This window comes from Streptomyces sp. NPDC101237 (genome assembly GCF_044767465.1).
GTDB classification, from domain to species: Bacteria; Actinomycetota; Actinomycetes; order Streptomycetales; family Streptomycetaceae; genus Streptomyces; species Streptomyces gramineus.
In genome coordinates this window covers 41010-65070 of the sequence record NZ_JBIWNY010000013.1, presented here as the reverse complement: position 1 = coordinate 65070, position 24061 = coordinate 41010, and the positions used below count along the sequence as shown (strand labels likewise).

The window sequence follows — 24061 nt, the reverse complement described above, 5'->3', positions numbered from 1 at the left end:
GGTTTGAACACAACGGCGCGGGGTGGAGCAGCTCGGTAGCTCGCTGGGCTCATAACCCAGAGGTCGCAGGTTCAAATCCTGTCCCCGCTACTGAACTCGAAGGCCCGGATCCTTTTGGATCCGGGCCTTCGTGGTGTGCGGGCGCGGAGGGTGGCCGCGCCCGGGTCCGGCGGCTCCTGGTGTCCGGACGTGCGGCGAACGCATGTACCGGTGCGCGCGACCGCCGAGCCGCGGTGGGGAGTTGGGCCGGATGTGTTTGACTTGTCGTTCTGTGGGCAAGTCGACAAAACGCTGAAGTGACCTCACGGGTTGCGCTATACCGGATGTACCCAGGTTGCAGGTGGTGCGACGATGGACGTTATGGGGGACAAGGCAACTCTGTTCGAGACAGGGCGATTTGTGCAGCCTTCGGGCGAGGAGCCTACCCGCGACGAGGCCGTTGAGGCCGCTGAGGAGGCACGTCACCGGCTCCACGCCGAGGCCGGTGACGTGGAGTCGATGAGTGTCCTCGGTGCGCTGCTGCTGCGCCGTGGCGACCTCGACGGGGCCGAGCCCCAGTTGCGTGCCGCCACCGCCGCCGGCGACCGGGCCGCCGCCAACAACCTGGGTGTCCTGCTGCACCAGCGCGGCTACCCCGACGAGGCCGCCGGGTGGTGGCGGATCGCCGCCGTGGCCGGTTCCGCGCCGGCCGCCCACGCGCTCGGCCGGCACCACCGCGAGCGCGGGGACGAACCCGCCGCCGAGTACTGGCTGCGCCAGTCCGCCGAGCAGGGCCACGCGCTCGGCGCCTACGCGCTCGCCGACCTGCTGGAGCACCGCGGCGACGCGCACGCCGGTCACTGGATGCGGGCCGCCGCCGAGCGCGGGCACCGCGAGGCCGCCTACCGGCTGGCGCGGGCGCTGGACCGCGGCGCGGGCGAGGGGGAGGGCGGGGCCGACGCCGCCACCGTCGCGGAGAGCGCCACCGGGGCCGCGGAGGCCGAGCAGTGGTACCGGCAGGCCGCCGCTCGCGGCCACCGGCGGGCCGCGCTGCACCTCGGGGCGATCCTGGAGCGGCGCGGCGAGCTGAAGGAGGCCGGACGCTGGTACCTGACCTCCGCCAAGGACGGCGAGGCCCGTGCCGCCTGCGCGCTCGGTTTCCTGCTGCGCGACGCCGGGGACACCGAGAGCGCCGCCGTGTGGTGGCTGCGCGCCGCGCAGGACGGCGACGGCAACGCCGCCAACGCCCTGGGCGCGCTGCACGCCGAGCGCGGCGAGACGCAGACCGCCGAGCGCTGGTACCGGGCGGCGATGGACGCGGGCGACGACAACGGCGCGTACAACCTCGCCCTGCTCTGCGCCGAGCAGGGGCGGACCGCGCAGGCCGAGCAGTGGTACCGCCGGGCCGCCTACGCGGGACACCGGGAGGCGGCCAACGCGCTCGCCGTCCTGCTGCTCCAGGTCGGCGACACCGCCGGTGCCGAGCCGTGGTTCTCCAAGGCGGCCGAGGCCGGCAGCGTGGACGCCGCGTTCAACCTCGGGATCCTGTACGCGGGACGGGGCGAGGACCGCGTCGCGCTGCGCTGCTACGAGCAGGCGGCCGCCGCCGGGCACGCGGAGGCCGCGCTCCAGGTCGGCATCGCCCGGCTGCGCGAGGGCGACGAGGCGGCCGCCGAACGGCACCTGAGGTGCGCGGCGGGCGGCGGCAGCGCCGAGGGCGCGTACCGGCTCGCGGCCGTGCTCGACGCGCGGCGGCCGAAGGTCTCCGAGCACGAGCTGGGCGAGCCGTCGGTGCACACCAAGACCGAGTGCGAGGAGTGGTACGAGCGGGCCGCCTCGCAGGGGCACCGGCGCGCCCAGGTGCGGGTCGGGATGCTGGCCGCCGGCCGCGGGGACGTCGTGGAGGCGGCGCGCTGGTACCGCACGGCGGCCGAGGCCGGGTCGCGCAACGGCGCGTTCAACCTCGGGCTGCTGCTGGCCCGCGAGGGGAGCGAGCCCGAGGCCGCCGTGTGGTGGCAGCGCGCCGCCGACGCGGGGCACGGGCGGGCGGCGTTGCGGCTGGCCCTGGTCTACGCGCGTCGTGGCGAGCTGGCCGAGGGGCAGCGGTGGGCGGACCGGGCGGTGGCGCTGGGACCGGCCGAGGTCAGTGAGCGGGCCGGGCGGCTGCGGGACGCGCTGCGCGAGGAGCTGTCCGCCTGACCGGCGTCCTTTCGCAGGTCAGGCGGGTTGCCGGTAATGGATTTGCTTCTGCTCGCGTCCCTCACGTAGTGTTCTGTTCATCGACGCGGGGTGGAGCAGCTCGGTAGCTCGCTGGGCTCATAACCCAGAGGTCGCAGGTTCAAATCCTGTCCCCGCTACTGAAGGCCGAGGGCCGGAATCCGGAAACGGATTCCGGCCCTCGGTGTTTCCCCGGTCAGGGGTGCACGGCGTTCCCCGGTCACGGGAAGGGCCGTGAGAGGCGACATGAAGGCCCCGGCACCGTGAGGGTGCCGGGGCCTTCGGGAACGTTTCTCAGGCGGCCGCCGCGCAGTCCGGGCACAGGCCGCGGTACGTCACCTCGACGTCGGAGACCGTGAAGCCGAAGCGCTCCGAGGCGGGAAGGTCGGCCAGCGGGTTGCCGGTCGGGTGGACGTCCCGGATCGAGCCGCAGCGGGCGCAGACCAGGTGATGGTGCGGCTGGTGCGCGTTCGGGTCGTACCGCTTGGCGCGCTTGTCCGTCGAGACCTCGAGGACCTCGCCCAGCGAGACCAGCTCGCCCAGCGTGTTGTAGACGGTCGCCCGGGAGATCTCCGGCAGCTTGACGACGGCCCTGGCATGGACCTCGTCGGCCGTCAGGTGGACGTGTTCGCCGTCGAGGACCTCGGCCACGACGCGTCGCTGCGCGGTCATCCGCCATCCGCGTCCACGCAGCCGATCCAGAAGGTCACTCATGGCATCCAGCCTAACAGCAGGCCGACCATTTCCCGAATGGGTGTGACTTTAGAGCGGGACTTGATTTGGACAGAGTCCAGCATCGGGCGTGGCTGGTGGACGGGCGGCGGCAGGGGTGTCAGGCGGGTTGCGGCGCACGGGCCCCGACCCAGCAGCGGATGATGTCGCGGACCGAGACGATGCCGGCCGGTTCGCCGCCGTCCAGGACGATCAGGTGGCGGAAGCCGCCGTGGGCCATCGCCCGCGCCGCCTCCTCCAGGGTCCAGGTCGGGGCGGCGAACACGACGTCGTTGGTGGTGTGGGCGTGGATCGGTTCCGTGTCCGGGTTCTGGCCCAGGCCGACGGAGTTCAGGATGTCGCGTTCGGTGAGGATGCCGATGCCGCCGGCGTCCGGGTCGTGGACGATCGCCGCGCCCACGCGGCGCGCGGACATCAGGACGGCCGCCTGGCGGAGCGTGTGGGCCGGGCCGACGGTGAGGACCACCGTACTCATGGCGTCACGGACGAGCATGGAAGGTGCCACCTCCTGGGAGAACCGCGGAGACAGTTCAGCGATTCACAACTTCACAAAGTGGGGGTTCTCACAGGGTGGCAGGTAAAGCGGGAGTCAACAAGGGGGTGCGGGTAGCCAATTGAGGGCGCACGCGCTCATATGTGCCAGCGCGTCTGCCCCGTTCTGCCCCAGAAGACCGTTTCAGTAACGCTGGGTGAGGTACGACAGCAGCTCGTCGTGGAGCAGGCCGTTGGACGCGGCCGCGTTGCCGCTGTGCGGGCCGGGGCGTCCGTCCAGACCGGTGAAGGTGCCGCCGGCCTCCGTGACGACGATCGCGGTGGCCGCCATGTCCCACAGGGACAGCTCCGGCTCGGCGCAGAGGTCCACCGATCCCTCGGCGACCATCATGTACGGCCAGAAGTCGCCGTACGCGCGCGTGCGCCACACGTCCCGGGTCAGGTCGAGGAAGCCGTTCAGCGAGCCGCGCTCCTCCCAGCCGCCCAGCGAGGAGTACGCGAACGAGGCGTCGGACAGCTTCGAGACCTTGGAGACGTGCAGGCGGGTGGCGGAGGTGAGGCTGCGGCCGGTGAAGGCGCCGTGCCCCAGCGCCGCCCACCAGCGGCGGCCCAGCGCGGGCGCGGAGACCACGCCGACGACCGGCCGGTAGCCGCCCTCGGCCGCCTCCATCAGGGAGATCAGGGTCGCCCAGACGGGCACTCCGCGGACGTAGTTCTTGGTGCCGTCGATCGGGTCGATCACCCAGCGGCGCGGGCCGGTGCCCTCGATGCCGTACTCCTCGCCCAGGACCGCGTCCCGTGGGCGGGCCCGCTGCAACTGACCGCGGATCAGCTCCTCGGCCGCCTTGTCCGCCTCGCTCACCGGCGTCATGTCCGGCTTGGTCTCCACCTTGAGGTCGAGGGCCTTGAAGCGGTCCATGGTGGCGGCGTCGGCCGCGTCCGCGAGCACGTGGGCGAGCCGCAGGTCATCGTGGTAGTCCGGCATGTGACGAACGCTATCTGCCGGGGCGGGGGCGGGGCTACACGGGGACGGGGCGGATACGGGGGATGTCGCGGGGAGACGGGTGACCGGCCGGGGACACGGCGGGTGGCCGGGCGGGGAGCGGGGTGCCGGGGACGCGCGCGTGCCGGTTCGAGGACGCCCGCGCGTGTGGGCCGAAGGGCGCCCCCCGGCACCTTCGCGAACCCTTGACAGTGGGTTCGTGCGCGTCAAATCTGGGCGCAGAGCCGTCCGCCCCAGGAGGCGATGATGCCTGCAGCCCGGGAATCCCTGCTGGACGCCGCCTACACGGCGCTCGCCCACCGCCCGTGGGCCGCCGTGCGGATGGTCGACGTGGCCGCGGCCGCCGGGGTGTCGCGGCAGACGCTGTACAACGAGTTCGGCAGCAAGGAAGGCCTGGCCAGGGCGCTGGTGCGCAGGGAGGCCGACGGGTATCTCGCGGGGGTGGAGCGGGCGCTGGCCAGCCACGCCGAGGCCCGTGAACGGCTGACGGCGGCGGCCGAGTGGACGGCCGCGGCGGCACGGGAGAACGTGCTGGTACGGGCGATGCTCACCGGGTGCTGGAGCGAGCGGCTGCCGACGCCCGCGCTGACGGCGGTGCCGTCGTCCTCGGCGGTCCCGGCGCAGCGGCGGGCGGACGGCCCGCTGCCCTCACCGGGGGACTTCGTGCAGATCGTGCGGGACCGCGCGGTGGTCGTGCTGGCGGGAGGCGGCGCGGTGCGGGGCAACGGCGAGCTGGCGCGGTCCTGCGAGCTGGTGGTCCGGCTTGCGCTGTCGTGCGTGGCCGCGCCGCCGGGGGAGGGCGGGGTGGCGGAGCTGGTGCGGGGGGTGCTGTCGCGTCAGCCGGTGTGAGGTCACGCCTCTCGCCCTCGCCGCACCCCCGCCGAACCGCGGGGGCGCCCTCTGCGGGCGCGTGTCAGTGGGCGGAGCCCGACAGCTGGAGCCCGATCACGCCCGCGATCACCAGGCTGATGGAGATGATCTTCAGGGTGGACACCAGGTCGCCCAGGAAGATCATGCCGTAGATCGCCGTGCCGGCCGCTCCGATGCCGGTCCACACCGCGTACGCCGGACCCACGTCCAGCTTCTTCAGGGACAGGGTCAGCAGGCCGAAGCTGCCCAGGGCGAAGGACGCGAACGCGATCGTCGGCCACAGGCGCGTGAAGCCGTGGGAGAGCTTGAGGCAGACGGCGAAGCCGGTCTCCAGAATTCCGGCCACGATCACCAGCAGCCACGCCATGTGCCGTCCTCCCGTAAGACCAGCTCGGTGCGATTATGCACTTACCGAACTCGGGTCAGCACAAACAACGCGGTGGTCAGTCGCCTTCCGTGCGCTCGCGGGTCGACAGGAGCCGGCGCAGCGAGTAGAGGCGGGCCGGGTCGGCGTGGCCCTCGGCGACCCATGCGTCCAGCGCGCAGTCCGGTTCGTCGTGGCTGCACGCGCGGGGGCAGTTCTCGGTGCCGGGCTCCAGGTCCGGGAAGGCGTGGATCACGCGGGACGGGTCGATGTGCGCGAGCCCGAAGGAGCGGACGCCCGGGGTGTCGACGACCCAGCCGTCGTCGCCGGTGAGCGGCAGGGCCAGGGCGGAGGTCGTGGTGTGGCGGCCGCGGCCGGTCACCGCGTTCACATGACCCGTCGTCCGCCGCAGGTCCTCGGGGACGAGGGCGTTGACGAGGGTCGTCTTGCCGACGCCGGAGTGGCCGACGAACGCCGTGATCTTGCCGTCCAGGTGTTCCTGGACCACACGGGCCGCGTCCCCCGTCTCCAGTTCCTCGCGGCTCGTGACCACGTAGGGGATCTGCAGGTCGCCGTAGAGTTCGAGGAGCTTGTCCGGCGGGGCCAGGTCCGACTTGGTCATCACCAGGAGCGGGGTGAGACCGCCGTCGAAGGCCGCCACCAGGCAGCGGTCGATGAGACGCGGGCGCGGCTCCGGGTCGGCCAGGGCCGTGACGATCGCCAGCTGGTCGGCGTTGGCGACGACCACCCGCTCGAACGGATCGTCGTCGTCGGCGGTCCGGCGCAGCACGGACGTCCTGCTCTCGATGCGCACGATCCTGGCCAGGGTGTCCTTCGTGCCGGACAGGTCACCGACCAGGGCCACCCGGTCACCCACCACCGCGGCCTTGCGGCCCAGCTCGCGCGCCTTCATCGCCAGGATCGTCCGGCCCTCGACCAGGCAGGTCAGCCGGCCCCGGTCGACGGTGAGGACCATGCCCTCCGCCGCGTCCTCGTGGGCCGGGCGGATGTGGGTCCGCGGCCGGGTGCCCTTGCGGTTGGGACGCTGGCGGATGTCGTCCTCGTCGGTGTGCTTGCCGTAGCGGCGCATGTCGTACGCCCCTAGGCCCCGTCGCTCCCGAGCATCCCGGTCCACAGGTCGGGGAAGTCCGGCAGGGTCTTCGCCGTGGTCGCCACGTTCTCGATCCGCACGTCCTCCACAACCAGGCCGATGATCGCACCGGCGGTGGCCATGCGGTGGTCCTCGTAGGTGTGGAAGACCCCGCCGTGCAGGGCGCGCGGGCGGATGTGCAGGCCGTCGGCGGTCTCGGTGACGTCGCCGCCCAGTTCGTTGATCTCCTTGGTGAGCGCGGCCAGCCGGTCCGTCTCGTGCAGGCGGAGGTGGGACACGCCCCGCAGGGTCGACGGGGAGTCGGCGAGCGCGGCGACCGCCGCGATGCCCGGGGTCAGTTCACCGACGTCACCGAGGTCGACGTCGATGCCGTGGATGTGGCCGGAACCGCTGAACTCCAGCCCGTAGTCGGTCAGTTCGCAGGAACCGCCCATCTCGGTGAAGATCTCGCGCAGCCGGTCACCCGGCTGGGTGGTCCGCGACGGCCAGTCCGGGATCAGCACCCTGCCGCCCGTCACCAGCGCGGCGGCCAGGAACGGCTGGGCGTTGGAGAGGTCCGGCTCTACGGTCAGGTCCCGCCCGAGCAGGGCGCCCGGGGTGACCCGCCAGACGTTCGGCTCGCCGCCCGCCTCCGGGGTGTCCACCTGGGCGCCGACCGCGCGCAGCATGTCGACGGTCATCCGGATGTGCGGCAGGGACGGGAGCGACGCACCGACGTGGCGCACCTCCACGCCCTGGTTGAACCGCGGGCCGGAGAGCAGCAGGGCCGACACGAACTGGGAGGAGGACGAGGCGTCGATCGACACCGGACCGCCCTCCAGAGCGCCGCTGCCGTGCACCGTCAGCGGGAGCGCGCCCCGGCCGTCGTCGTCGATCCGGGCGCCGAGGGCGCGCAGGGCGTCGATCACGCCGTGCAGGGGCCGCTCGTGGGAACGGGGGTCGCCGTCGAAGCGGATGTCGCCGGCCGCGAGGGTGGCGACGGGCGGGAGGAAACGCATCACCGTGCCCGCGTTGCCGACGTCGACGGTGGCGGGGCCGCGGAGCCCCGCGGGGATCACCCGCCAGGCCTCGCCGCAGCCCTCGGCCGTGCCCGCGCCGGAGGAGCTGGAGGACACCGTCTCCTCGATGCCGACGCCCATCGCGCGCAGGGCGCCGGCCATCAGCAGGGTGTCGCGGGAGCGGAGCGGGCGGCGCAGCCAGCCGGGCTCGGAGGCGAGGGCGGCGAGGACCAGGGCGCGGTTGGTGACCGACTTGGACCCGGGCACGTGAACCGTCGCGTCGACGGCTCCGCGCGCGTGCGGGGCGGGCCAGAGGGCGGTAGGTGCGGTGGGGTTTGCGGCCATGGGGTCACTTTAGTGCGCGGCCGGGGCGCCGGTCGCTCCGCGGGACGGGCCGTCGTGCGGGCGGGGGCGGTGGAGGGTTCGCCGGGTCCGCGCGGACCCGGCCGCGGGCCGGCGCCGCCCCGCGGCCGGTCCGGCCGGCCGTGCCGGTGTGCGCCGCGCCGCTTCGCTCACACGCCGAGCAGCCAGCGGCCGCCGCCGATCAGCGAGCACAGCGAGACCGTGTGGAACAGGAACAGCCATACGCCCGCCGGGAGATGGGTCAGCCGCGCCAGCTGGTCGGCGTCCGAGTCGCCGGCACCGCCGCGGGAGCGCTTCGCCTGGAGCTCGAAGGCCGGCCGGACGCCGCCGAGCAGCAGGAACCAGACGACCGCGTAGGCGAAGGCCGCCTGCACCTGCGGTCCCGCCAGCCAGGACACCAGCAGGAACAGGCCGCCCGTCAGGAACACCGTCAGGACGCCGTACGCGTTGCGGATCATCACCAGCATGGCGATGAGCAGCGCCGTGGCGACCCAGAGCAGCAGGGTGATGCGGCCGGCGCCGAGCAGGGCCGCGCCGCCCAGGCCCAGGAGCGGCGGCGCGGTGTAGCCGGCCGCCGCGGTGAGGATCATGCCCAGGCCGTGCGGCTTGCCCCGGCTGACGGTGAGGCCGCTGGTGTCGGAGTGCAGCCGGATGCCGGTCAGCCGACGGCCGGTGAGCAGGGCGACCAGACCGTGGCCGCCCTCGTGGGCGATCGTGATCGTGTTGCGGGCTATCCGCCACACGGAGTGCGGGACCACCACGGCGGCCGCGGCGGCGAGCGTGGCGACCACCACCCACAGGTCCGGGTCGGGCTGGGAGCCGGTCAGCTCGTCCCACAGAGAGGTCGCTGTGCTGGTGTCCATGGTCTGCGGTCGTTCCCTCTCGTCGTACGGAGTCGGCAGTGTGGCACGTATGCATGTGCGGGCGGGACGCCGCGGGACGGGAACGGGCCGCCGCCCCGGCACCGGTCAGGCACGGCGGTCCGCCGCGTGTCCCGCCGTCCCGTCCTCAGTCCTGTTCCGCCGTCCGGGCTTCAGTCCCGGGAGTGAAATGTAGGGTTGTGAAGATGTGCGGACGGTACGCGTCGAGTCGTGGGCCCGAGGACCTGGCCGGAATCTTCGAGGTCGAGAAGTGGGAGCCCGAGGAGACTCTGGAGCCCGACTACAACGTGGCCCCCACCAAGGAGGTCTACGCCGTCCTGGACCGGCCGCTCAGGGACGCTGACGACAAGCGGCCGGTCCGTCAGCTGCGCAGGCTCAAGTGGGGGTTGGTGCCGTCCTGGGCCAAGTCGCCCGAGGGCGGCGCCCGGATGATCAACGCGCGCGCCGAGACCGTGCACGAGAAGCCGTCGTACCGCCGCGCCTTCGCCGCCCGCCGCTGCATCCTGCCCGCCGACGGCTACTACGAGTGGGTCACCGCCAAGGACGAGCGGGACCTGGAGGTGGAGGGAAAGAAGAAGCGGGCGCGCAAGCAGCCGTACTTCGTGCTCCCCGCCGACGGCTCGGTGTTCGCCATGGCCGGACTGTACGAGTTCTGGCGCGACCGGACGCTGCCCGACGAGCACCCGCTGGCCTGGTGGGCGACCTGCTCGGTGATCACCACCGAGGCGGAGACCTCGCCCCTGGCGGTGGCGCCCGCCGAGGGCCCGCGCTCGCTGTCCGAGATCCACCCCCGGATGCCGCTGATGCTGACCCCGGACCGCTTCGACGCCTGGCTCGACCCGGCCCGCACGGACGTCGAGGACCTGCGCTCGCTGCTCGCCCCGCCGCCGGAGGGCCTGATGCGCGCCTACCCGGTCTCCACGGCCGTCAGCAACGTCCGCAACAACGGCCCGGAGCTGCTGACGGAACTGGCCGCACCGGAGGAGAGTACGCTCTTCTAGCCGCCGGCTTCCGGCCGCGCGGCTTCTAGCCTTCTCCCGTGACCAATTCGAAGATCGTCGGTACGGAGGCGGGGGACGCCCGCGTCACCTGGCACGAGGCGCGGCGGGCCAGGCTGGTGCTCGCGCTGGGCCACGGGGCGGGCGGGGGAGTCGAGGCGCGGGACCTCCGGGCGCTCGCCGCGGTCCTGCCCGGCCACGGCGTGAGCGTGGCCCTCGTCGAGCAGCCCTGGCGGGTGGCCGGCCGGAAGGTCGCCCCGGCGCCCAGGACGCTCGACACGGGCTGGCGGGGCGTGTGGCCCGCGCTCGCCGCACCGGGCCTGCCGGTGGTGTCCGGCGGGCGCAGCGCCGGCGCCCGGGTCGCCTGCCGTACCGCGCGGGAGCTGGGGGCCGTGGCGGTCCTCGCGCTGAGCTTCCCGCTGCACCCGCCCGGCAGGCCCGAGAAGTCCCGGGCGGAGGAACTGCTGGGCGCCGGGGTGCCCACGCTCGTCGTGCAGGGCGGGAACGACCCGTTCGGGAAGCCGGCCGAGTTCCCGGACGGCGGACACACCCTCGTCGAGGTGCCGGACGCCGATCACGGGTTCGCCGTCCCCAAAAGGGCGGACATCACGCCGGAACGGGCAGTGACCATCATCACGGACGCGGTCGTCGCATGGACCGCGTCACTCGGGTGACGCCCGGGAATGTTGCGCGGCGGACCACTGTTGAGGCGGACAGAAGTGCTGGGGCACCAGCGCCGACGCCGAAGGAGAGGAAGTCCGCCGCATGGGTTCGACCGTATGCCCGAGCCGCAGCAGCAGCGCTGACCTGGACTGGACAGTGCTGCACGCGGCCAAGACCGCTCCCATTCGAGCGGCGGCAGGCACGGGTCGTGTTCTATCCTCCGAGTCGAGTGGGATCGGTTTCGGTCCCGCCCTGGATCTTGAGGAGGTGGGTCCGGTCACCGGTACCGACGCAGGGACCGACGACGGCCAGGCGGAGCTGCCCGAGGGCCAGGGCACGGGCGCGGAGTCGACCTCGGAGCGCACCGCGCGCTTCGAGCGGGACGCGCTGGAGTTCCTCGACCAGATGTACTCGGCCGCGCTGCGCATGACACGCAACCCGGCCGACGCCGAGGACCTGGTGCAGGAGACCTACGCCAAGGCGTACGCGTCCTTCCACCAGTTCCGTGAGGGCACCAACCTCAAGGCCTGGCTGTACCGCATTCTCACCAACACCTTCATCAACTCGTACCGCAAGAAGCAGCGCGAACCCCAGCGCTCCGCGGCCGAGGAGATCGAGGACTGGCAGCTCGCGCGTGCCGAGTCGCACATGTCGACCGGTCTGCGCTCCGCGGAGTCGCAGGCGCTCGACCACCTGCCCGACTCGGACGTGAAGGAAGCGCTGCAGGCGATCCCCGAGGAATTCCGCATCGCCGTCTACCTCGCCGACGTAGAGGGCTTTGCGTACAAGGAGATCGCGGACATCATGGGGACACCCATCGGTACGGTGATGTCCCGGCTGCACCGGGGCCGCCGTCAACTGCGCGGCATGCTGGAGGACTACGCGCGTGAGCGCGGACTCGTCCCGGCCGGCGCCGGAGAGTCGAACGAAGCGAAAGGCTCGGGCTCATGAGCTGCGGAGAGCCGCACGAGACGGACTGCAGTGAGGTACTCGATCACCTGTACGAGTTCCTCGACAGCGAGGTGCCGGACGTCGATCGAGTCAAGTTCAAGCAGCACTTCGAGGAGTGCTCCCCCTGCCTGGAGAAGTACGGGCTGGAGGAGGCCGTGAAGAAGCTGGTCAAGCGGTGCTGCGGGCATGACGACGTGCCCACCGACCTGCGGGCCAAGGTGCTCGGGCGGCTGGACCTGATCCGCTCGGGCCAGGCCGTCCCCGAGCACGACGTCACGGCCACCGAGCCCGCTCAGGCCGCCCCGCAGGAGCGCTGAGCGCGCACCGAGCGCGCCGCGCCGGACGGTGCCGCCCCCGGTGGTCCGTCACCCGAATGTGCTAATCCTCCGCTCATCACCCCCGGAGACTCCGGCTGCCCCCTAGGCTCCGGAGCCTGGACAGGCATGGTCGGGGGAGGGCGCGATGGAGGCGGTTCCGGCACGGGCGCGCGCGTACGTGACCTGCGCCGCCCTCGGCGCCGTGTGCTGCCTGCTGCCCCTGCCCGGCCCGCGCACGACGTGGTGGGCGGTGGCCCTGCTGGCCGCGCTGTACGCGTCCTGCGAGCACGTCGTACGACGGCGGTTCGACGGCACCTTCTACCCGGTGCTGCTCGCCGGCGCCTTCCTGCTGCCGCCCTCCGCCGCCGCGCTGGTGGCCCTGCCGGGCGCGCTCCTCTCGCACGTCGAGCAGCGCCCGCGCACGCTCCGGCGGATCTGGCGGGCCGCCGAACCGGCGCTCGCCGTGTGGAGCGCGGGGCAGGTCCACTCGGCCCTGGGCGGCCGGGACTCCGTGGTGGGCTGCGACTTCCCCTACGCGCTGCTGCCGTGCGCGGCGGCGGTGCTGGCGTTCTGCGGGGTGCTCGCCCTGCTGGACGGCGGGATCCTCGCCCTGGCCGAGCGCGTACCGGCACGACGGGCCTGGCGGGGGCTGCTCTCCCGCTCCCTCGCGCCGATCGGGGTGCACGGGCTGGCCGGCCTGATGATGGCCGTGCTGTGGCGCAGCCCCTTCGGTCCCGTCGCCGCGCTGCTCGTGCTGCTGCCGATGTGCGTCTCCTGGTGGGCCTTCGCCCAGTACCACCGCGAACGCGCCGCGCACCAGGCCACCATTCGCGCGCTCGTGCAGGCCGTCGACATCAAGGACGGCTACACCCGCGGGCACAGCGAACGGGTCGGGCAGGCCTCCGTGATGATCGCGCGCGAGCTGGGCCTGGACGACGAGCGGGTGGAGGTGCTCCGCTTCGCCGGGATCCTGCACGACGTGGGGAAGCTCGGCGTCCCGACCCGGCTGCTGCGCAAGGACGGACCGCTCACCCCCGAGGAACGGCGGATCATCCAGCTCCACCCCGAGTACGGCCACGAGATGGTGCGCGGGATCTCCTTCCTCGGCGAGGCCCGGGCGGCGATCCTCCACCACCACGAGCGCATCGACGGCAGCGGCTACCCCTACGGCCTGGCCGGCAGTCAGATCCCTCAGTCCGCGCGCGTGGTGGCCGTCGCCGACGCGTTCGACGCCATGACCTCGACCCGCTCCTACAGCCGCGCCCGGCCGGTCGCGGCGGCGGTGCGGGAGCTACGGCGCTGCGCGGGCCGCCAGTTCGACACCGACGCCGTCGACGCGCTGGACCGCGCGCTGGCCAGGCAGGGCTGGCACCCCGCGGTGACCGCCGACGGTCCCGCGGCCGGCCCGTCCGCCGTGCGCCGTCCGCACGGCGCGGCCCAGACGGCCGGCCGGAGCACCCCATGACCTCCCCCGACTCCTCGCTCGCCCCGGCGCGGACCGCCGCCGGCCCCGCCGGAGCGTTCCCGGACCTCCGGGAGCCGGGGCGGATTCCCACCGTGCCCGCCGTCCTCGCCGGCATCCGGACCGCCGCGCTCCTCCTCGCCCTCGGCTGTCTCGCCGGCACCCTCTGGGAGGGACTGGCAGACCGGCGGATCGCGCTCGCCTTCGGAGGGCTCGTCGCCGTCGGCGAGCTGAGCCGGCGCACCGGCGCCGAGGTCCGGGAGGACGCCCCGCTCGCCGCCGCCGCGGGACTCGCCTACGCGCTGCTGGGCGCCGACGGCGGGGCCGCCACGCACGACGGGGCCTTCCAGGTCGTCACCGTCGTCTGCGCGGCCTCGCTGCTCGGCAGCGTGTCCCACATCGCCGACGGCCGCCGGCCCACGCTCGACCGTCTCGCCCGCCGCGCGCTCACCGTCGGCTTCGCCGCCGTCTGCTTCCAACCCCTCTACAGCAGGGGCGTGTTGAAGCACTGGAGCGGGCCGGCGTACGCGCTGCTGCTGATCGCGCTGCTGGTGCTCACCGCGCTGTGCGACGCCGTGCTCGCCGCCGCCCAGGCGCGCTCGCGGACCGGCTGGCCGTTCGGGCCGCTGCTCCGCGACGAACTGCGCGGACTGCTCGGCATCGGGTCCGCCGTCTGCGCCACCGGCGCGGTCATGGCACTGGCCGTGGCCGTCGTCGGGCTGTGGGCACTGCCCGTCTTCTGCCTGCCCCTCCTGCTCACCCAGCTCGCGCTGCGCCGGTACGCCGCCGTGCGGGCCACCTACCGGCAGACCATCGCCTCCCTGGCCCGGGCCACCGAGATCGCGGGGTACACCCCGGCCGGTCATGCCCGGCGGGTGGCCGTGCTCAGCCAGGCCGTCGGGCGTGACCTGGGACTGTCCGGCGCCGAGCTCACCGTGCTGGAGTACGCGGCGCTGATGCACGACATCGGCCAGCTGAGCCTGGTCGACCCGGTGCCGGCCGGGGCCACGGCCGTCCTGCCGCCGGCCGAGCAGCGCCGGATCGCCCTGCTCGGCGGAGCCGTCGTACGGCAGACCGGGGTGGCCGGGGCGGTCGCCGTGGTCGTGGAGCGGCAGGCCGACCCCTACCGGGAGCAGCCGCTCGCCGCGCGGATCGTCCGGGTCGTCAACGCGTACGAGGAGAAGGCCCGGGACTCCGGGCCCGGCGGACCGTTGACGGCGCTCGAGGAGTTACGGCTGGCCACCGCGGGGGACTACGCTCCCGAGGTCGTGGAGTCCCTGGCGCGCGTGCTCTCCAGAGACTGTCTGACCCTGCGCGCGGCTGGGTAACCCATGGGTAATGAGCGGCCCTCCACCCGTCCGTGGTTGGATGCGAGGGAGAGGGTGATGTCCGGGGGCACAAGCCAGCCCACTGTGCGGAAATGGAACTGGCAGGCGGGAATCGTGAGGATCTTCGGCAAGGGACGGCACCGGCCCTCCGCCTCCTGGCGGCAGGCCACCGACCGTGCGTTCACGCTGATCGGCGACGGCCGGTACGAGGACGCGGGCGAACTGCTGACACGCGCCGCCGACCTGGAACCCTGGCTCTCCGAGTCCTGGTTCAACCTCGCCCTGCTGCACAAGTTCCGGCACGACTGGGAGCAGGCGCGAGCCGCCGGACTGCGCGCGGTGGCGCTCCTGGACCGGGAGGCCGGGGCGCCGGACTGGTGGAACGTCGGGATCGCCGCGACCGCCCTCCAGGACTGGCCGCTGGCCCGGCGGGCCTGGCAGGCGTACGGGCTGCGGGTGCCCGGCGGTGCCACCGTCTCCGGCGAGCCGGACGGGATGGACCTGGGCAGCGCCGCCGTACGGCTGTCCCCTGAGGGGGAGGCCGAGGTGGTCTGGGGACGGCGTCTGGACCCGGCCCGCATCGAGGTGCAGTCGATCCCGCTGCCGTCGTCCGGGCGGCGCTGGGGCGAGGTCGTGCTGCACGACGGGGTCCCGCACGGCGAGCGGACCACGGCGACCGGGCACGCCTACCCCGTCTTCGACGAGATCGAGCTGTGGGCGCCGTCGCCGGTGCCGACCTGGGTGGTGCTGCTGGAGGCGGCGACCGAGGCGGACCGGGACGCGCTGGAGCGGCTGGCCGGGGACGCCGGGTTCGCCGCGGAGGACTGGTCCTCCTCGGTGCGGCTGCTGTGCCGGATGTGCTCCGAGTCGCGGATGCCGTCCGACGAGGGCGACGGAGTGCACCTCGACCCCCACGACCACAGTGAGCCGGGGCATCCGGGACCGCTCGGGCACCGGACGGACGGGCAGCTGTGGGTGCCGGAGCGCGAGTGCGGGGTGGCCGCGCCGGCCGCGCTGGTCAGGGGGCTGCTGGACGGGTGGGTCGCGGACAGCCCGGACTCCCGGGACTGGCGGGATCTGGAAGAGGTCTGCTGAGGCCGTGTTCCGGGTGCGCCGGGGTGGGGGCTGATCGCGCGGTTCCCCGCGCCCCTGGCGGGGCGCTCCCCGTACCCTGTATCAGCAACATCCCCCTTGTTTTATCCAGGAAGGCTTACGTCGGTCATGGCGCAGCAGGACACCGATCAGCAGCACGCGGGCGTGCTCCCCGTGGACGACGACGGGTTCGTCGTCGACACCGAGGGAACCGAGGAGCGCGAGAACGCCTGGCGTGCGCGGGGGACCTCGCGGCCCATCACCGTCGTCGGCAACCCGGTGCTGCACAAGGAGTGCAAGGACGTCACCGAGTTCGGTGACGAGCTGGCGCAGCTGGTGGCCGACATGTTCGCCAGCCAGCGGACCGCCGAGGGCGTCGGCCTCGCCGCCAACCAGATCGGCGTCGACCTGAAGGTCTTCGTCTACGACTGCCAGGACGACGAGGGCGCCCGGCACGTCGGTGTGGTGTGCAACCCGAAGCTGGTCGACCTGCCGGCGGACAAGCGGCGCCTGGACGACAGCAACGAGGGCTGCCTGTCGGTGCCCACCGCCTACGCGCCGCTCGCCCGCCCCGACTACGCCGAGGTCACCGGCCAGGACGAGCAGGGCAACCCGATCAAGGTCCGCGGCACCGGCTACTTCGCTCGGTGTTTGCAGCACGAGACGGACCACCTGTACGGGTACCTGTACATCGACAGGCTCTCCAAGCGCGAACGCAAGGACGCGCTGCGGCAGATGGCCGAGAACGAGCCCCGCTACCCCGTGGTCGCCAACGACTGAGACGGGCGAGGGCAGTGGTGACGCCTGGTCGGGAACGTCCCCGGCCAGGCGTTCGTCATGTCCGGTCAGACTCGTTCGTCTGTCCGTCGTACATTCGATCCTTTGTGCGCCCCTAGCGAACCCTAATCAGTCACACAAGGGGAGATTCTCGGCACTGGGGGGTAGTGAAAGAAGCAAATCCGTTCCCAGATCGGTCAGTTGTGGTGCTGAATGGGAAGTGCGGGGATACGCAACGGCGCACGCCCGGCACAGCGGTAGGGGTGTGCGCACCTGGCGGCTGAGAGGGGTATGTTCGTGCACGCTTTCTCACACAGCACCACATCGACGCCGACGGCGATCGCGGTTCCACCACAACTCGCCCTGCCGGTGATCGAGGACGGGTTTCCACGGCGTCTGCATCCGTATTGGCCACAGCTCCAGGAGAAGACCCGCCTGTGGCTGCTGGAAAAGCGGCTGATGCCTGCCGACAAGGTGCGGGAATATGCCGACGGCCTTTGCTACACCGACCTCATGGCCGGCTACTACCTGGGCGCCTCCGACGAGGTGATCCAGGCGATATGCGACTACAGCGCCTGGTTCTTCGTCTGGGACGACCGGCACGACCGTGACGTCGTGCACGGCCGGGCGGCCGACTGGCGGCGGCTGCGGCTCCGCCTGCACACGGCCCTCGACGCTCCGCTGCACCACCTGCACCATCCGGACACCCTGGTCGCGGGGTTCGCGGACAGCGTGGCGCGGCTGTACGCGTTCCTGCCGGTGACCTGGAACCAGCGGTTCGCCCGGCATTTCCACGAGGTGATCGAGGCCTACGACCGCGAGTACCGCAACCGCACCACGGGATACATCCCGCAGGTCGAGGAATACCTCGCGCTGCGCCGCCTCACCTTCGCCCACTGGATATGGACGGACCTGCTGGAGCCGAGCGCGGGAACCGAACTCCCGGACGCCGTGCGCAAGAATCCGGCATACCGCCGCCCGGCCCTGCTCAGCCAGGAATTCGCCGCCTGGTACAACGACCTCTGCTCGCTTCCCAAGGAAATAGCGGGCGACGAGGTGCACAATCTCGGAATCTCCCTCGTCACCCACGAGGGAATGAGCCTGGAGAAGGCGGTCGAAGAAGTCAGGCGACGCGTCGAGGAATGCATCACCGAATTCCTGGCCGCCGAGCGGGTCGCCCATCGATTCGCCGAACAGCTCGACGACGGCACCGTGCGCGGAAAGGAACTCGGCGCCGCCGTCCTGTCCTGCGTGGCCAATATGCGGAACTGGTTCAGCTCCGTCTACTGGTTCCACCACGAATCCGGCCGGTACATGGTCGACAGCTGGGACGACCGGTCCACGCCCCCGTACGTCAACAACGAAGCGGCAGGTGAGAAATGACCGTCGAGTCCGTGAAGCCCGCGACCGCGGAGGCTTCCGAACACGGTGAACTGCGCGAACCGCCCCTCGCCCGCGGCGGTGTCCCGGTGCTCGGCCACGGCCGGCAACTGGCCCGCGACCCGCTGGCCTTCATGTCCCGGCTGCCCGCCGACGGCGACCTGGTGCGGCTGCGCCTGGGCCCCAAGGAGGTGTACGCCGTCACCACGCCGGCGCTCACCGGGGCCCTCGCCCTCAACCCCGACTTCCTCATCGCCGGCCCGCTCTGGGAGTCCCTGGAGGGGCTGCTCGGCAAGGAGGGCGTGGCCACCGCCAACGGGCCCCGCCACCGCCGCCAGCGCCGCACCATCCAGCCCGCGTTCAGCCTCGCCGCGATCCCCGGCTACGGCCCGATCATGGAGGAGGAGGCACACGCGCTGACCGGGCGCTGGCAGCCCGGCGACACGATCGACTGCACCTCGGAGTCCTTCCGGGTCGCGGTCCGCATCGCCGCCCGGTGCCTGCTGCGCGGCGCGTACATGGACGAGCGCGCGGAGCGCCTGAGCGTCGATCTCGCGAGCGTCTTCCGCGGTATGTACCGGCGGATGGTCGTACCACTCGGTCCGCTGTACCGGCTGCCGTTGCCGGCCAACCGCGAATTCAACCGGGCCCTGGCCGATTTGCATCTCCTCGTCGACGAGATCGTCGCCGAGCGCCGGGCATCTGGTCAAAAGCCGGACGATTTGCTGACAGCATTGCTCGCGGCGGAGGACGAGAATGGCGAGCCCATCGGGGAACAGGAGATCCACGACCAGGTCGTCGCGATACTCACGCCCGGCAGTGAAACCGTCGCTTCCACGATCATGTGGCTGCTCCAGGTCCTCGCCGAACACCCGGAACAGGCCGAGAAGGTGCGCGCCGAGGTCGAATCCGTGACAGGAGGTCGACCGGTCGGATTCGAGCACGTTCGGCGGCTCACGCACACCAACAATGTCATCGTCGAGACGATGCGTTTGCGGCCCGCCGTATGGATATTGACGCGGCGTGCCAAGGCCGACACCGAGCTGGGCGGCTATCGCATTCCGGCGGGCGCCGACATCGTCTACAGCCCCTACGCCATCCAGCGCGACGCCCGCTCCTACGACGCGCACCTCGACTTCGACCCGGACCGCTGGCTTCCGGAGCGGGCCAAGGACGTGCCGAAGTACGCCATGAACCCCTTCAGCGTCGGCAACCGCAAGTGCCCGAGCGACCACTTCTCCATGGCCCAACTGAGCCTGATCACCGCGGCGTTGTGTGCCCGCTACCGCTTCGAACAGGTCCCCGGGTCCGACGACTCCACCCGGGTGGGCATCACCCTGCGTCCGCAGCGGCTGCTGCTCACGCCCGTGCCCTGGTGACCTGCCTCCGGCCAGTCCTGATACCGGCGCGCGCTCAGGCGGCCTGCGGGCCCCGGAACGCGCGCCGGTAGGAGTTCGGCGTGGTGCCCAGCTCCTTCACGAACTGGTGCCGCAGCGCGGCCGCCGTGCCGAAGCCCGCGCGGCCCGCGACGGCGTCCATCGTCTCGTCGGTGCCCTCCAGCAACTCCTGTGCCAGCAGCACTCGTTGCCGCAGGAGCCAGCGGTAGGGCGTGGTGCCGGTCTCCTGCTGGAAGCGGCGGGCGAAGGTGCGCGGGGCCATCAGGGCGCGAGCGGCCAGCTGCTCGACGGTGACCTCCTCGTCGAGGTGCTCCGCCATCCAGGCCAGCACCTCGCCGACGGTGTCGCAGGGGCCCTCGGGCAGCGGGCGCTCGATGTACTGGGCCTGTCCGCCGTCCCGGTGCGGGGGCACCACCATCCGCCGGGCGATCTTCCGGGCGATCTCGGGGCCCTGTTCCTTGCGGACGATGTGCAGGCAGGCGTCGATGCCGGCCGCGGTGCCCGCCGAGGTGATCACCGGGTCCTCGTCGACGTACAGCACGTCGGGTTCGACCCGGGTGCGCGGGAAGCGCCGGGCCAGCAGCCGGGCGTGCCGCCAGTGCACGGCGCACCGGCGGCCGTCCAGCAGCCCGGCCGCGCCCAGCACGAAGACGCCGGAGCAGACGCTGAGCACCCGGGCGCCCCGGTCCACGGCCCGGCGCAGCGCGTCGAGCAGCTCGGGCGGATAGTCCCGGTCGGCGTTCGAGTCGGCGGCCGGCACCGCGATCAGGTCCGCCTCCTCCAGCCGGTCCAGGCCGAAGGGCGTGGCGACGGTCAGGCCCGGCACATGCGTGGCGAGCGACGGTCCCTCCGCGGAGACCACCGCGAAGTCGTACACCGGCAGCCCCTCGTCGGAGCGGTCGAGGCCGAAGACCTCGCACACCACGCCGAGTTCGAAGGGATGCACACCGTCCAGGAGCACCGCGGCCACGTTCTTCAGCATGCTGCCAGTGTGCCTCGTCGCTGGCAGTAATTCGAGGGTGTGTGGCAGTGCTGCCACTCACGGTAAGGAGCATCCGGCGCGACAGTGGTGTCCATGAACGGAAACCAGATCCAAGGTCTCGTCGGAATGGTCCTGGTCCTCGGGATCCTGGTCCTCATGGCCCTCCCGTCCGTGCTCGGCGTCCTGCGCGACAGGCGCATCGACCGGCAGATCAGGGAGGCCCACGAGGACCGCGGAGAGCGGGAGACCCCGGTGGCTCAGAAGTCCTCGTCGAGGTCGACGGTGCCCTCCACCGCGACCTGGTACGCGGACGGACGCCGCTCGAAGAAGTTCGTCAGCTCCTGAACGCCCTGCAGCTCCATGAAGGAGAACGGGTTCTCCGAGCCGTACACCGGAGCGAAGCCGAGGCGGCCGAGCCGTTGGTCGGCGACGCACTCCAGGTACTGGCGCATCGAGTCCGTGTTCATGCCGGGCAGGCCGTCACCGCACAGGTCACGGGCGAACTGCAGCTCCGCCTCGACGGCCTCCCGCAGCATGTCGGTGACCTGCTGGCGGAGTTCGTCGTCGAACAGGTCCGGCTCCTCCTTGCGGACCGTGTCGACCACGTCGAACGCGAAGCTCATGTGCATCGTCTCGTCGCGGAACACCCAGTTGGTGCCCGTGGCGAGACCGTGCAGCAGACCCCGGCTGCGGAACCAGTAGACGTACGCGAAGGCGCCGTAGAAGAACAGGCCCTCGATGCACGCGGCGAAGCAGATCAGGTTGAGCAGGAACCGGCGGCGGTCGGCCCGGGACTCCAGCCGGTCCAGGTTCTCCACCGAGTCCATCCACTTGAAGCAGAACTCGGCCTTCTCCCGGATGGAGGGGATGTTCTCCACGGCGGCGAACGCGGCCGTGCGGTCCTCCGGGTTTGGCAGATAGGTGTCCAGCAGCGTCAGGTAGAACTGGACGTGCACGGCCTCCTCGAACAGCTGACGGCTCAGGTAGAGCCGCGCCTCGGGGGAGTTGATGTGCTTGTACAGCGTCAGCACCAGGTTGTTCGCGACGATCGAGTCACCGGTCGCGAAGAACGCGACCAGCCGGCCGATCAGGTGCTGCTCGGAGGCGCTGAGCTTGGCGAGGTCGGCGACGTCCGAGTGGAGGTCGACCTCCTCGACGGTCCAGGTGTTCTTGATGGCGTCCCGGTAGCGCTCGTAGAAGTCGGGGTAGCGCATCGGGCGCAGAGTCAGCTCGAAGCCCGGGTCGAGCAGGTTCTTGTTCTGGGTGGTCATTACTGGCAGGCCTCGCAGGACTCGGGGTTTTCCAGGGAGCAGGCGACCGCGTCGTCGACGGGCGTCTGCTGGGCGGGAACGGTGGCTTGGGCCTGCGCGGCACGGGCGATCCGGGTCGCCGGGCGCGAACGCAGGTAGTACGTCGTCTTCAGGCCCGACTTCCAGGCGTACGCGTACATGGAGGAGAGCTTGCCGATGGTCGGCGTCTCCAGGAACAGGTTCAGGGACTGGGCCTGGTCCAGGTACGGCGTGCGGGCCGCGGCCATGTCGATCAGGCCGCGCTGCGGGATCTCCCAGGCCGTGCGGTACAGCGCCCGTACGTCCGCCGGGATCCACGCGAAGTCCTGCACCGAGCCGTTGGCCTCGCGCAGCGCCTCACGGGTGCGGGCGTCCCAGACGCCGAGTTCCTTGAGCTCCCGCACCAGGTAGGAGTTGACCTGGAGGAACTCGCCGGACAGCGTCTCGCGCTTGAAGAGGTTCGAGACCTGCGGCTCGATGCACTCGTAGACACCGGCGATCGAGGCGATGGTGGCGGTGGGCGCGATCGCGAGCAGCAGGCTGTTGCGCAGCCCGGTCGTCGCGATCCGCGCGCGCAGCGCGGCCCAGCGCTCCGGCCAGGTGAACTCGACGCCGAAGTGGTCCGGGTGCAGCACACCCCGCGCGGTACGGGTCTTCTCCCAGGCCGGGAGCGGGCCGCTGCGCTCGGCGAGGTCGGCGGAGGCCTCGTACGCGGCGAGCATGATGCGCTCGGCGATCCGGGTGGAGAGCGCCTTGGCCTCGGCGGAGTCGAACGGCAGCCGCAGCCTGAAGAAGACGTCCTGGAGACCCATGGCGCCGAGGCCCACGGGACGCCACTTGGCGTTGGAACGGCCGGCCTGCTCGGTCGGGTAGAAGTTGATGTCGACGACCCGGTCGAGGAAGGTGACCGCGGTGCGCACGGTCTCGTCCAGCCGCTCCCAGTCGATGTCACCGCTCGCGGTGTCGACGAACGCGCCGAGGTTCACCGACCCCAGGTTGCAGACCGCCGTCTCGCCGTCGTCGGTGACCTCCAGGATCTCCGTGCAGAGGTTCGAGGAGTGGACGACGTGACCGGGGACGGCGGTCTGGTTGGCGGTGCGGTTGGCCGCGTCCTTGAAGGTCATCCAGCCGTTGCCGGTCTGCGCGAGGGTGCGCATCATCCGGCCGTACAGGTCCCGGGCCGGGATGGTCTTGCGCGCCAGGCCCCTGCCCTCCGCCGCGCGGTAGGCCGCGTCGAACTCGTCGCCCCACAGGTCCACCAGCTCGGGCACGTCGGCGGGGGAGAACAGGGACCACTGCTCGTCGGCGTTGACCCGGCGCATGAACTCGTCCGGGATCCAGTGCGCGAGGTTCAGGTTGTGCGTACGCCGGGCGTCCTCACCGGTGTTGTCGCGCAGCTCCAGGAACTCCTCGATGTCGGAGTGCCAGGTCTCCAGGTAGACCGCGGCCGCGCCCTTGCGCCGGCCGCCCTGGTTCACCGCGGCGACCGAGGCGTCGAGCGTCTTGAGGAACGGCACGATGCCGTTGGAGTGCCCGTTGGTGCCGCGGATCAGCGAGCCCCGGGAGCGGATCCGGCTGTAGGAGAGGCCGATGCCGCCGGCGTGCTTGGAGAGCCGGGCCACCTGGTGGTAGCGGTCGTAGATGGAGTCCAGCTCGTCCTTCGGGGAGTCCAGGAGGTAGCAGGACGACATCTGGGGGTGCCGGGTGCCGGAGTTGAAGAGGGTGGGGGAGGAGGGGAGGTAGTCGAGGCGGCTCATGAGCCCGTAGAGCGCGGCGACTTCGTCCAGGGCGCGGGCCGTGTCGTCCTCGGCGAGGCCGGCGGCGACACGGAGCATGAAGTGCTGCGGGGTCTCGACGACCTTGCGGGTGATCGGGTGCCGGAGCAGGTAGCGGCTGTGCAGGGTGCGCAGGCCGAAGTAGCCGAAGCGGTCGTCGGCGGCCGGGTCGACCAGGGCGTCCAGGCGGGCCGCGTGCAGCTGCGCGAACGCGGCGGTGCGGTCCGCGATGAGGCCCTCGCGGTGGCCGACGGCGACGGACTCGGTGAAGGACGTCACGCCCTGCGAGGCGGCCTCGGCGCGGATGGAGATCGTCAGCAGCCGGGCGGCGAGCCGGGAGTAGGCGGGGTCCTCCGAGATGAGACCGGCGGCCGCCTCGGTGGCCAGCTCGCGCAGCTCGGCCTCGTCGGCCCGCGCGGAGCGGCCCCGCAGCGCGGCGGCGGCGACCCGGCCGGGGTCGGCGTCGGGGAGGTCGGCGGTCAGCCCGGTCAGGGTCCGCAGCAACGCGGTGCCGGGACCGTCCTCGTCCACAGAGATGGTCGCTGAAGCCGGTTCGGCTGGCGCGATGGTCACGTGGGGCTCTCCCTCGCTCGGCACGGGGCCTGGCGGAGGGCAGGGGGCAGCACACGGGCGCACGCAC

General features: G+C 72.1%; 23 protein-coding genes and 2 tRNA genes. 15 read left to right on the top strand and 10 right to left on the bottom strand.

The genetic code is table 11. The features are described from left to right. Positions 1-16: 16 nt before the first annotated feature. The 3 genes from ACIRQ9_RS21075 to ACIRQ9_RS21065 all read left to right on the top strand — a co-directional run bounded on the left by ACIRQ9_RS21075 (position 17) and on the right by ACIRQ9_RS21065 (position 2336). A tRNA-Met gene (locus tag ACIRQ9_RS21075) sits at positions 17-90 on the top strand. 261 nt (positions 91-351) lie between these two features. After that, positions 352-2178, top strand: coding sequence for a sel1 repeat family protein (locus ACIRQ9_RS21070; protein WP_404175305.1), 1827 nt, complete (start codon positions 352-354; stop codon positions 2176-2178). An 84-nt stretch (positions 2179-2262) separates the two neighbouring features. Then, positions 2263-2336 (top strand) — tRNA-Met (locus ACIRQ9_RS21065). Positions 2337-2490: 154 nt separating this feature from the next. Here ACIRQ9_RS21065 and ACIRQ9_RS21060 read toward each other — a convergent pair. The 3 genes from ACIRQ9_RS21060 to hisN form a co-directional block, all read right to left on the bottom strand. Beyond that, positions 2491-2910, bottom strand: a complete 420-nt coding sequence (locus ACIRQ9_RS21060; protein ID WP_404175302.1) for a Fur family transcriptional regulator — start codon at positions 2908-2910, stop codon at positions 2491-2493. 118 nt (positions 2911-3028) lie between these two features. Beyond that, positions 3029-3421, bottom strand: coding sequence for a cyclic nucleotide-binding/CBS domain-containing protein (locus tag ACIRQ9_RS21055; RefSeq protein WP_404175299.1), 393 nt, complete (start codon positions 3419-3421; stop codon positions 3029-3031). A gap of 183 nt (positions 3422-3604) precedes the next feature. Continuing rightward, the gene (gene hisN, locus ACIRQ9_RS21050) at positions 3605-4405 is read right to left on the bottom strand and encodes a histidinol-phosphatase (RefSeq protein WP_404175296.1); all 801 of its coding nucleotides are present in this window, start codon (positions 4403-4405) and stop codon (positions 3605-3607) included. Positions 4406-4669: 264 nt separating this feature from the next. On the opposite strand from hisN, the gene ACIRQ9_RS21045 reads away from it, so the two are divergent. Further along, complete coding sequence (locus ACIRQ9_RS21045; protein WP_404175773.1) at positions 4670-5272, top strand: TetR/AcrR family transcriptional regulator; 603 nt, start codon at positions 4670-4672, stop codon at positions 5270-5272. 64 nt (positions 5273-5336) lie between these two features. Here ACIRQ9_RS21045 and ACIRQ9_RS21040 read toward each other — a convergent pair whose 3' ends face one another. The 4 genes from ACIRQ9_RS21040 to ACIRQ9_RS21025 all read right to left on the bottom strand — a co-directional run bounded on the left by ACIRQ9_RS21040 (position 5337) and on the right by ACIRQ9_RS21025 (position 8992). Further along, positions 5337-5660: a multidrug efflux SMR transporter gene (locus ACIRQ9_RS21040; protein ID WP_351321695.1), complete on the bottom strand. Its 324-nt coding sequence runs from the start codon at positions 5658-5660 to the stop codon at positions 5337-5339. Between the two features lie 76 nt (positions 5661-5736). Further along, positions 5737-6747, bottom strand: coding sequence for a ribosome small subunit-dependent GTPase A (rsgA, locus tag ACIRQ9_RS21035; RefSeq protein ID WP_404175293.1), 1011 nt, complete (start codon positions 6745-6747; stop codon positions 5737-5739). An 11-nt stretch (positions 6748-6758) separates the two neighbouring features. Continuing rightward, on the bottom strand, positions 6759-8111 hold the full coding sequence (gene aroA / locus ACIRQ9_RS21030; RefSeq protein ID WP_404175290.1) for a 3-phosphoshikimate 1-carboxyvinyltransferase: 1353 nt from the start codon (positions 8109-8111) through the stop codon (positions 6759-6761). 167 nt (positions 8112-8278) lie between these two features. Next, entirely contained in the window at positions 8279-8992 is a 714-nt protein-coding gene (locus ACIRQ9_RS21025) for a M50 family metallopeptidase (RefSeq protein WP_351321701.1), read from the bottom strand. A gap of 203 nt (positions 8993-9195) precedes the next feature. Between ACIRQ9_RS21025 and ACIRQ9_RS21020 the strand changes: the two genes are divergently transcribed. The 10 genes from ACIRQ9_RS21020 (at position 9196) to ACIRQ9_RS20975 (ending at position 19357) form a co-directional block, all read left to right on the top strand. Beyond that, on the top strand, positions 9196-10011 hold the full coding sequence (locus ACIRQ9_RS21020; RefSeq protein WP_404175288.1) for an SOS response-associated peptidase: 816 nt from the start codon (positions 9196-9198) through the stop codon (positions 10009-10011). Between the two features lie 38 nt (positions 10012-10049). Then, positions 10050-10682, top strand: a complete 633-nt coding sequence (locus ACIRQ9_RS21015) for an alpha/beta family hydrolase (RefSeq protein ID WP_404175285.1) — start codon at positions 10050-10052, stop codon at positions 10680-10682. 256 nt (positions 10683-10938) lie between these two features. Further along, positions 10939-11622, top strand: a complete 684-nt coding sequence (gene sigR / locus ACIRQ9_RS21010) for an RNA polymerase sigma factor SigR (protein WP_404175282.1) — start codon at positions 10939-10941, stop codon at positions 11620-11622. Continuing rightward, entirely contained in the window at positions 11619-11939 is a 321-nt protein-coding gene (gene rsrA / locus ACIRQ9_RS21005; RefSeq protein WP_404175279.1) for a mycothiol system anti-sigma-R factor, read from the top strand. Before sigR ends, rsrA begins: the two co-directional genes overlap by 4 nt. Positions 11940-12084: 145 nt before the next feature. Then, positions 12085-13404, top strand: a complete 1320-nt coding sequence (locus ACIRQ9_RS21000; RefSeq protein WP_404175276.1) for an HD-GYP domain-containing protein — start codon at positions 12085-12087, stop codon at positions 13402-13404. Then, on the top strand, positions 13305-14729 hold the full coding sequence (locus ACIRQ9_RS20995; protein ID WP_404175770.1) for an HD-GYP domain-containing protein: 1425 nt from the start codon (positions 13305-13307) through the stop codon (positions 14727-14729). Before ACIRQ9_RS21000 ends, ACIRQ9_RS20995 begins: the two co-directional genes overlap by 100 nt. Positions 14730-14843: 114 nt before the next feature. Continuing rightward, complete coding sequence (locus tag ACIRQ9_RS20990) at positions 14844-15824, top strand: tetratricopeptide repeat protein (RefSeq protein ID WP_404175767.1); 981 nt, start codon at positions 14844-14846, stop codon at positions 15822-15824. A 126-nt stretch (positions 15825-15950) separates the two neighbouring features. Then, positions 15951-16601, top strand: coding sequence for a peptide deformylase (gene def, locus ACIRQ9_RS20985; RefSeq protein WP_362716124.1), 651 nt, complete (start codon positions 15951-15953; stop codon positions 16599-16601). Between the two features lie 294 nt (positions 16602-16895). Beyond that, positions 16896-17981 carry an epi-isozizaene synthase gene (gene cyc1, locus ACIRQ9_RS20980; RefSeq protein WP_404175273.1) on the top strand — a complete coding sequence of 362 codons (1086 nt, stop codon included), beginning with the start codon at positions 16896-16898 and terminating at the stop codon, positions 17979-17981. Next, complete coding sequence (locus tag ACIRQ9_RS20975; protein WP_404175270.1) at positions 17978-19357, top strand: cytochrome P450; 1380 nt, start codon at positions 17978-17980, stop codon at positions 19355-19357. Before cyc1 ends, ACIRQ9_RS20975 begins: the two co-directional genes overlap by 4 nt. Positions 19358-19391: 34 nt before the next feature. Here the strand turns inward: ACIRQ9_RS20975 and ACIRQ9_RS20970 are convergent, their stop codons facing one another. Then, positions 19392-20357 carry a helix-turn-helix domain-containing protein gene (locus ACIRQ9_RS20970; protein ID WP_404175267.1) on the bottom strand — a complete coding sequence of 322 codons (966 nt, stop codon included), beginning with the start codon at positions 20355-20357 and terminating at the stop codon, positions 19392-19394. Positions 20358-20450: 93 nt separating this feature from the next. Between ACIRQ9_RS20970 and ACIRQ9_RS20965 the strand changes: the two genes are divergently transcribed. After that, on the top strand, positions 20451-20702 hold the full coding sequence (locus ACIRQ9_RS20965) for a hypothetical protein (RefSeq protein ID WP_404175264.1): 252 nt from the start codon (positions 20451-20453) through the stop codon (positions 20700-20702). On the opposite strand, the gene ACIRQ9_RS20960 is transcribed toward ACIRQ9_RS20965, so the two are convergent. Next, positions 20615-21628, bottom strand: a complete 1014-nt coding sequence (locus ACIRQ9_RS20960; protein WP_404175261.1) for a ribonucleotide-diphosphate reductase subunit beta — start codon at positions 21626-21628, stop codon at positions 20615-20617. The genes ACIRQ9_RS20965 and ACIRQ9_RS20960 overlap by 88 nt on opposite strands. Further along, complete coding sequence (locus ACIRQ9_RS20955) at positions 21628-23994, bottom strand: ribonucleoside-diphosphate reductase subunit alpha (RefSeq protein WP_404175258.1); 2367 nt, start codon at positions 23992-23994, stop codon at positions 21628-21630. The genes ACIRQ9_RS20960 and ACIRQ9_RS20955 overlap by 1 nt, the downstream gene beginning before the upstream one ends. Positions 23995-24061 lie beyond the last annotated feature (67 nt).

What these genes read in the sequence shown, in the direction of transcription:
- ACIRQ9_RS21070 (WP_404175305.1), top strand. Translation starts at nt 352, where the DNA reads ATGGACGTTATGGGGGACAAGGCAACTCTGTTCGAGACAGGGCGATTT.
- ACIRQ9_RS21060 (WP_404175302.1), bottom strand. Translation starts at nt 2,910, where the DNA reads ATGAGTGACCTTCTGGATCGGCTGCGTGGACGCGGATGGCGGATGACC.
- ACIRQ9_RS21055 (WP_404175299.1), bottom strand. Translation starts at nt 3,421, where the DNA reads ATGCTCGTCCGTGACGCCATGAGTACGGTGGTCCTCACCGTCGGCCCG.
- hisN (WP_404175296.1), bottom strand. Translation starts at nt 4,405, where the DNA reads ATGCCGGACTACCACGATGACCTGCGGCTCGCCCACGTGCTCGCGGAC.
- ACIRQ9_RS21045 (WP_404175773.1), top strand. Translation starts at nt 4,670, where the DNA reads ATGCCTGCAGCCCGGGAATCCCTGCTGGACGCCGCCTACACGGCGCTC.
- ACIRQ9_RS21040 (WP_351321695.1), bottom strand. Translation starts at nt 5,660, where the DNA reads ATGGCGTGGCTGCTGGTGATCGTGGCCGGAATTCTGGAGACCGGCTTC.
- rsgA (WP_404175293.1), bottom strand. Translation starts at nt 6,747, where the DNA reads ATGCGCCGCTACGGCAAGCACACCGACGAGGACGACATCCGCCAGCGT.
- aroA (WP_404175290.1), bottom strand. Translation starts at nt 8,111, where the DNA reads ATGGCCGCAAACCCCACCGCACCTACCGCCCTCTGGCCCGCCCCGCAC.
- ACIRQ9_RS21025 (WP_351321701.1), bottom strand. Translation starts at nt 8,992, where the DNA reads ATGGACACCAGCACAGCGACCTCTCTGTGGGACGAGCTGACCGGCTCC.
- ACIRQ9_RS21020 (WP_404175288.1), top strand. Translation starts at nt 9,196, where the DNA reads ATGTGCGGACGGTACGCGTCGAGTCGTGGGCCCGAGGACCTGGCCGGA.
- rsrA (WP_404175279.1), top strand. Translation starts at nt 11,619, where the DNA reads ATGAGCTGCGGAGAGCCGCACGAGACGGACTGCAGTGAGGTACTCGAT.
- ACIRQ9_RS21000 (WP_404175276.1), top strand. Translation starts at nt 12,085, where the DNA reads ATGGAGGCGGTTCCGGCACGGGCGCGCGCGTACGTGACCTGCGCCGCC.
- def (WP_362716124.1), top strand. Translation starts at nt 15,951, where the DNA reads ATGGCGCAGCAGGACACCGATCAGCAGCACGCGGGCGTGCTCCCCGTG.
- ACIRQ9_RS20975 (WP_404175270.1), top strand. Translation starts at nt 17,978, where the DNA reads ATGACCGTCGAGTCCGTGAAGCCCGCGACCGCGGAGGCTTCCGAACAC.
- ACIRQ9_RS20970 (WP_404175267.1), bottom strand. Translation starts at nt 20,357, where the DNA reads ATGCTGAAGAACGTGGCCGCGGTGCTCCTGGACGGTGTGCATCCCTTC.
- ACIRQ9_RS20965 (WP_404175264.1), top strand. Translation starts at nt 20,451, where the DNA reads ATGAACGGAAACCAGATCCAAGGTCTCGTCGGAATGGTCCTGGTCCTC.
- ACIRQ9_RS20960 (WP_404175261.1), bottom strand. Translation starts at nt 21,628, where the DNA reads ATGACCACCCAGAACAAGAACCTGCTCGACCCGGGCTTCGAGCTGACT.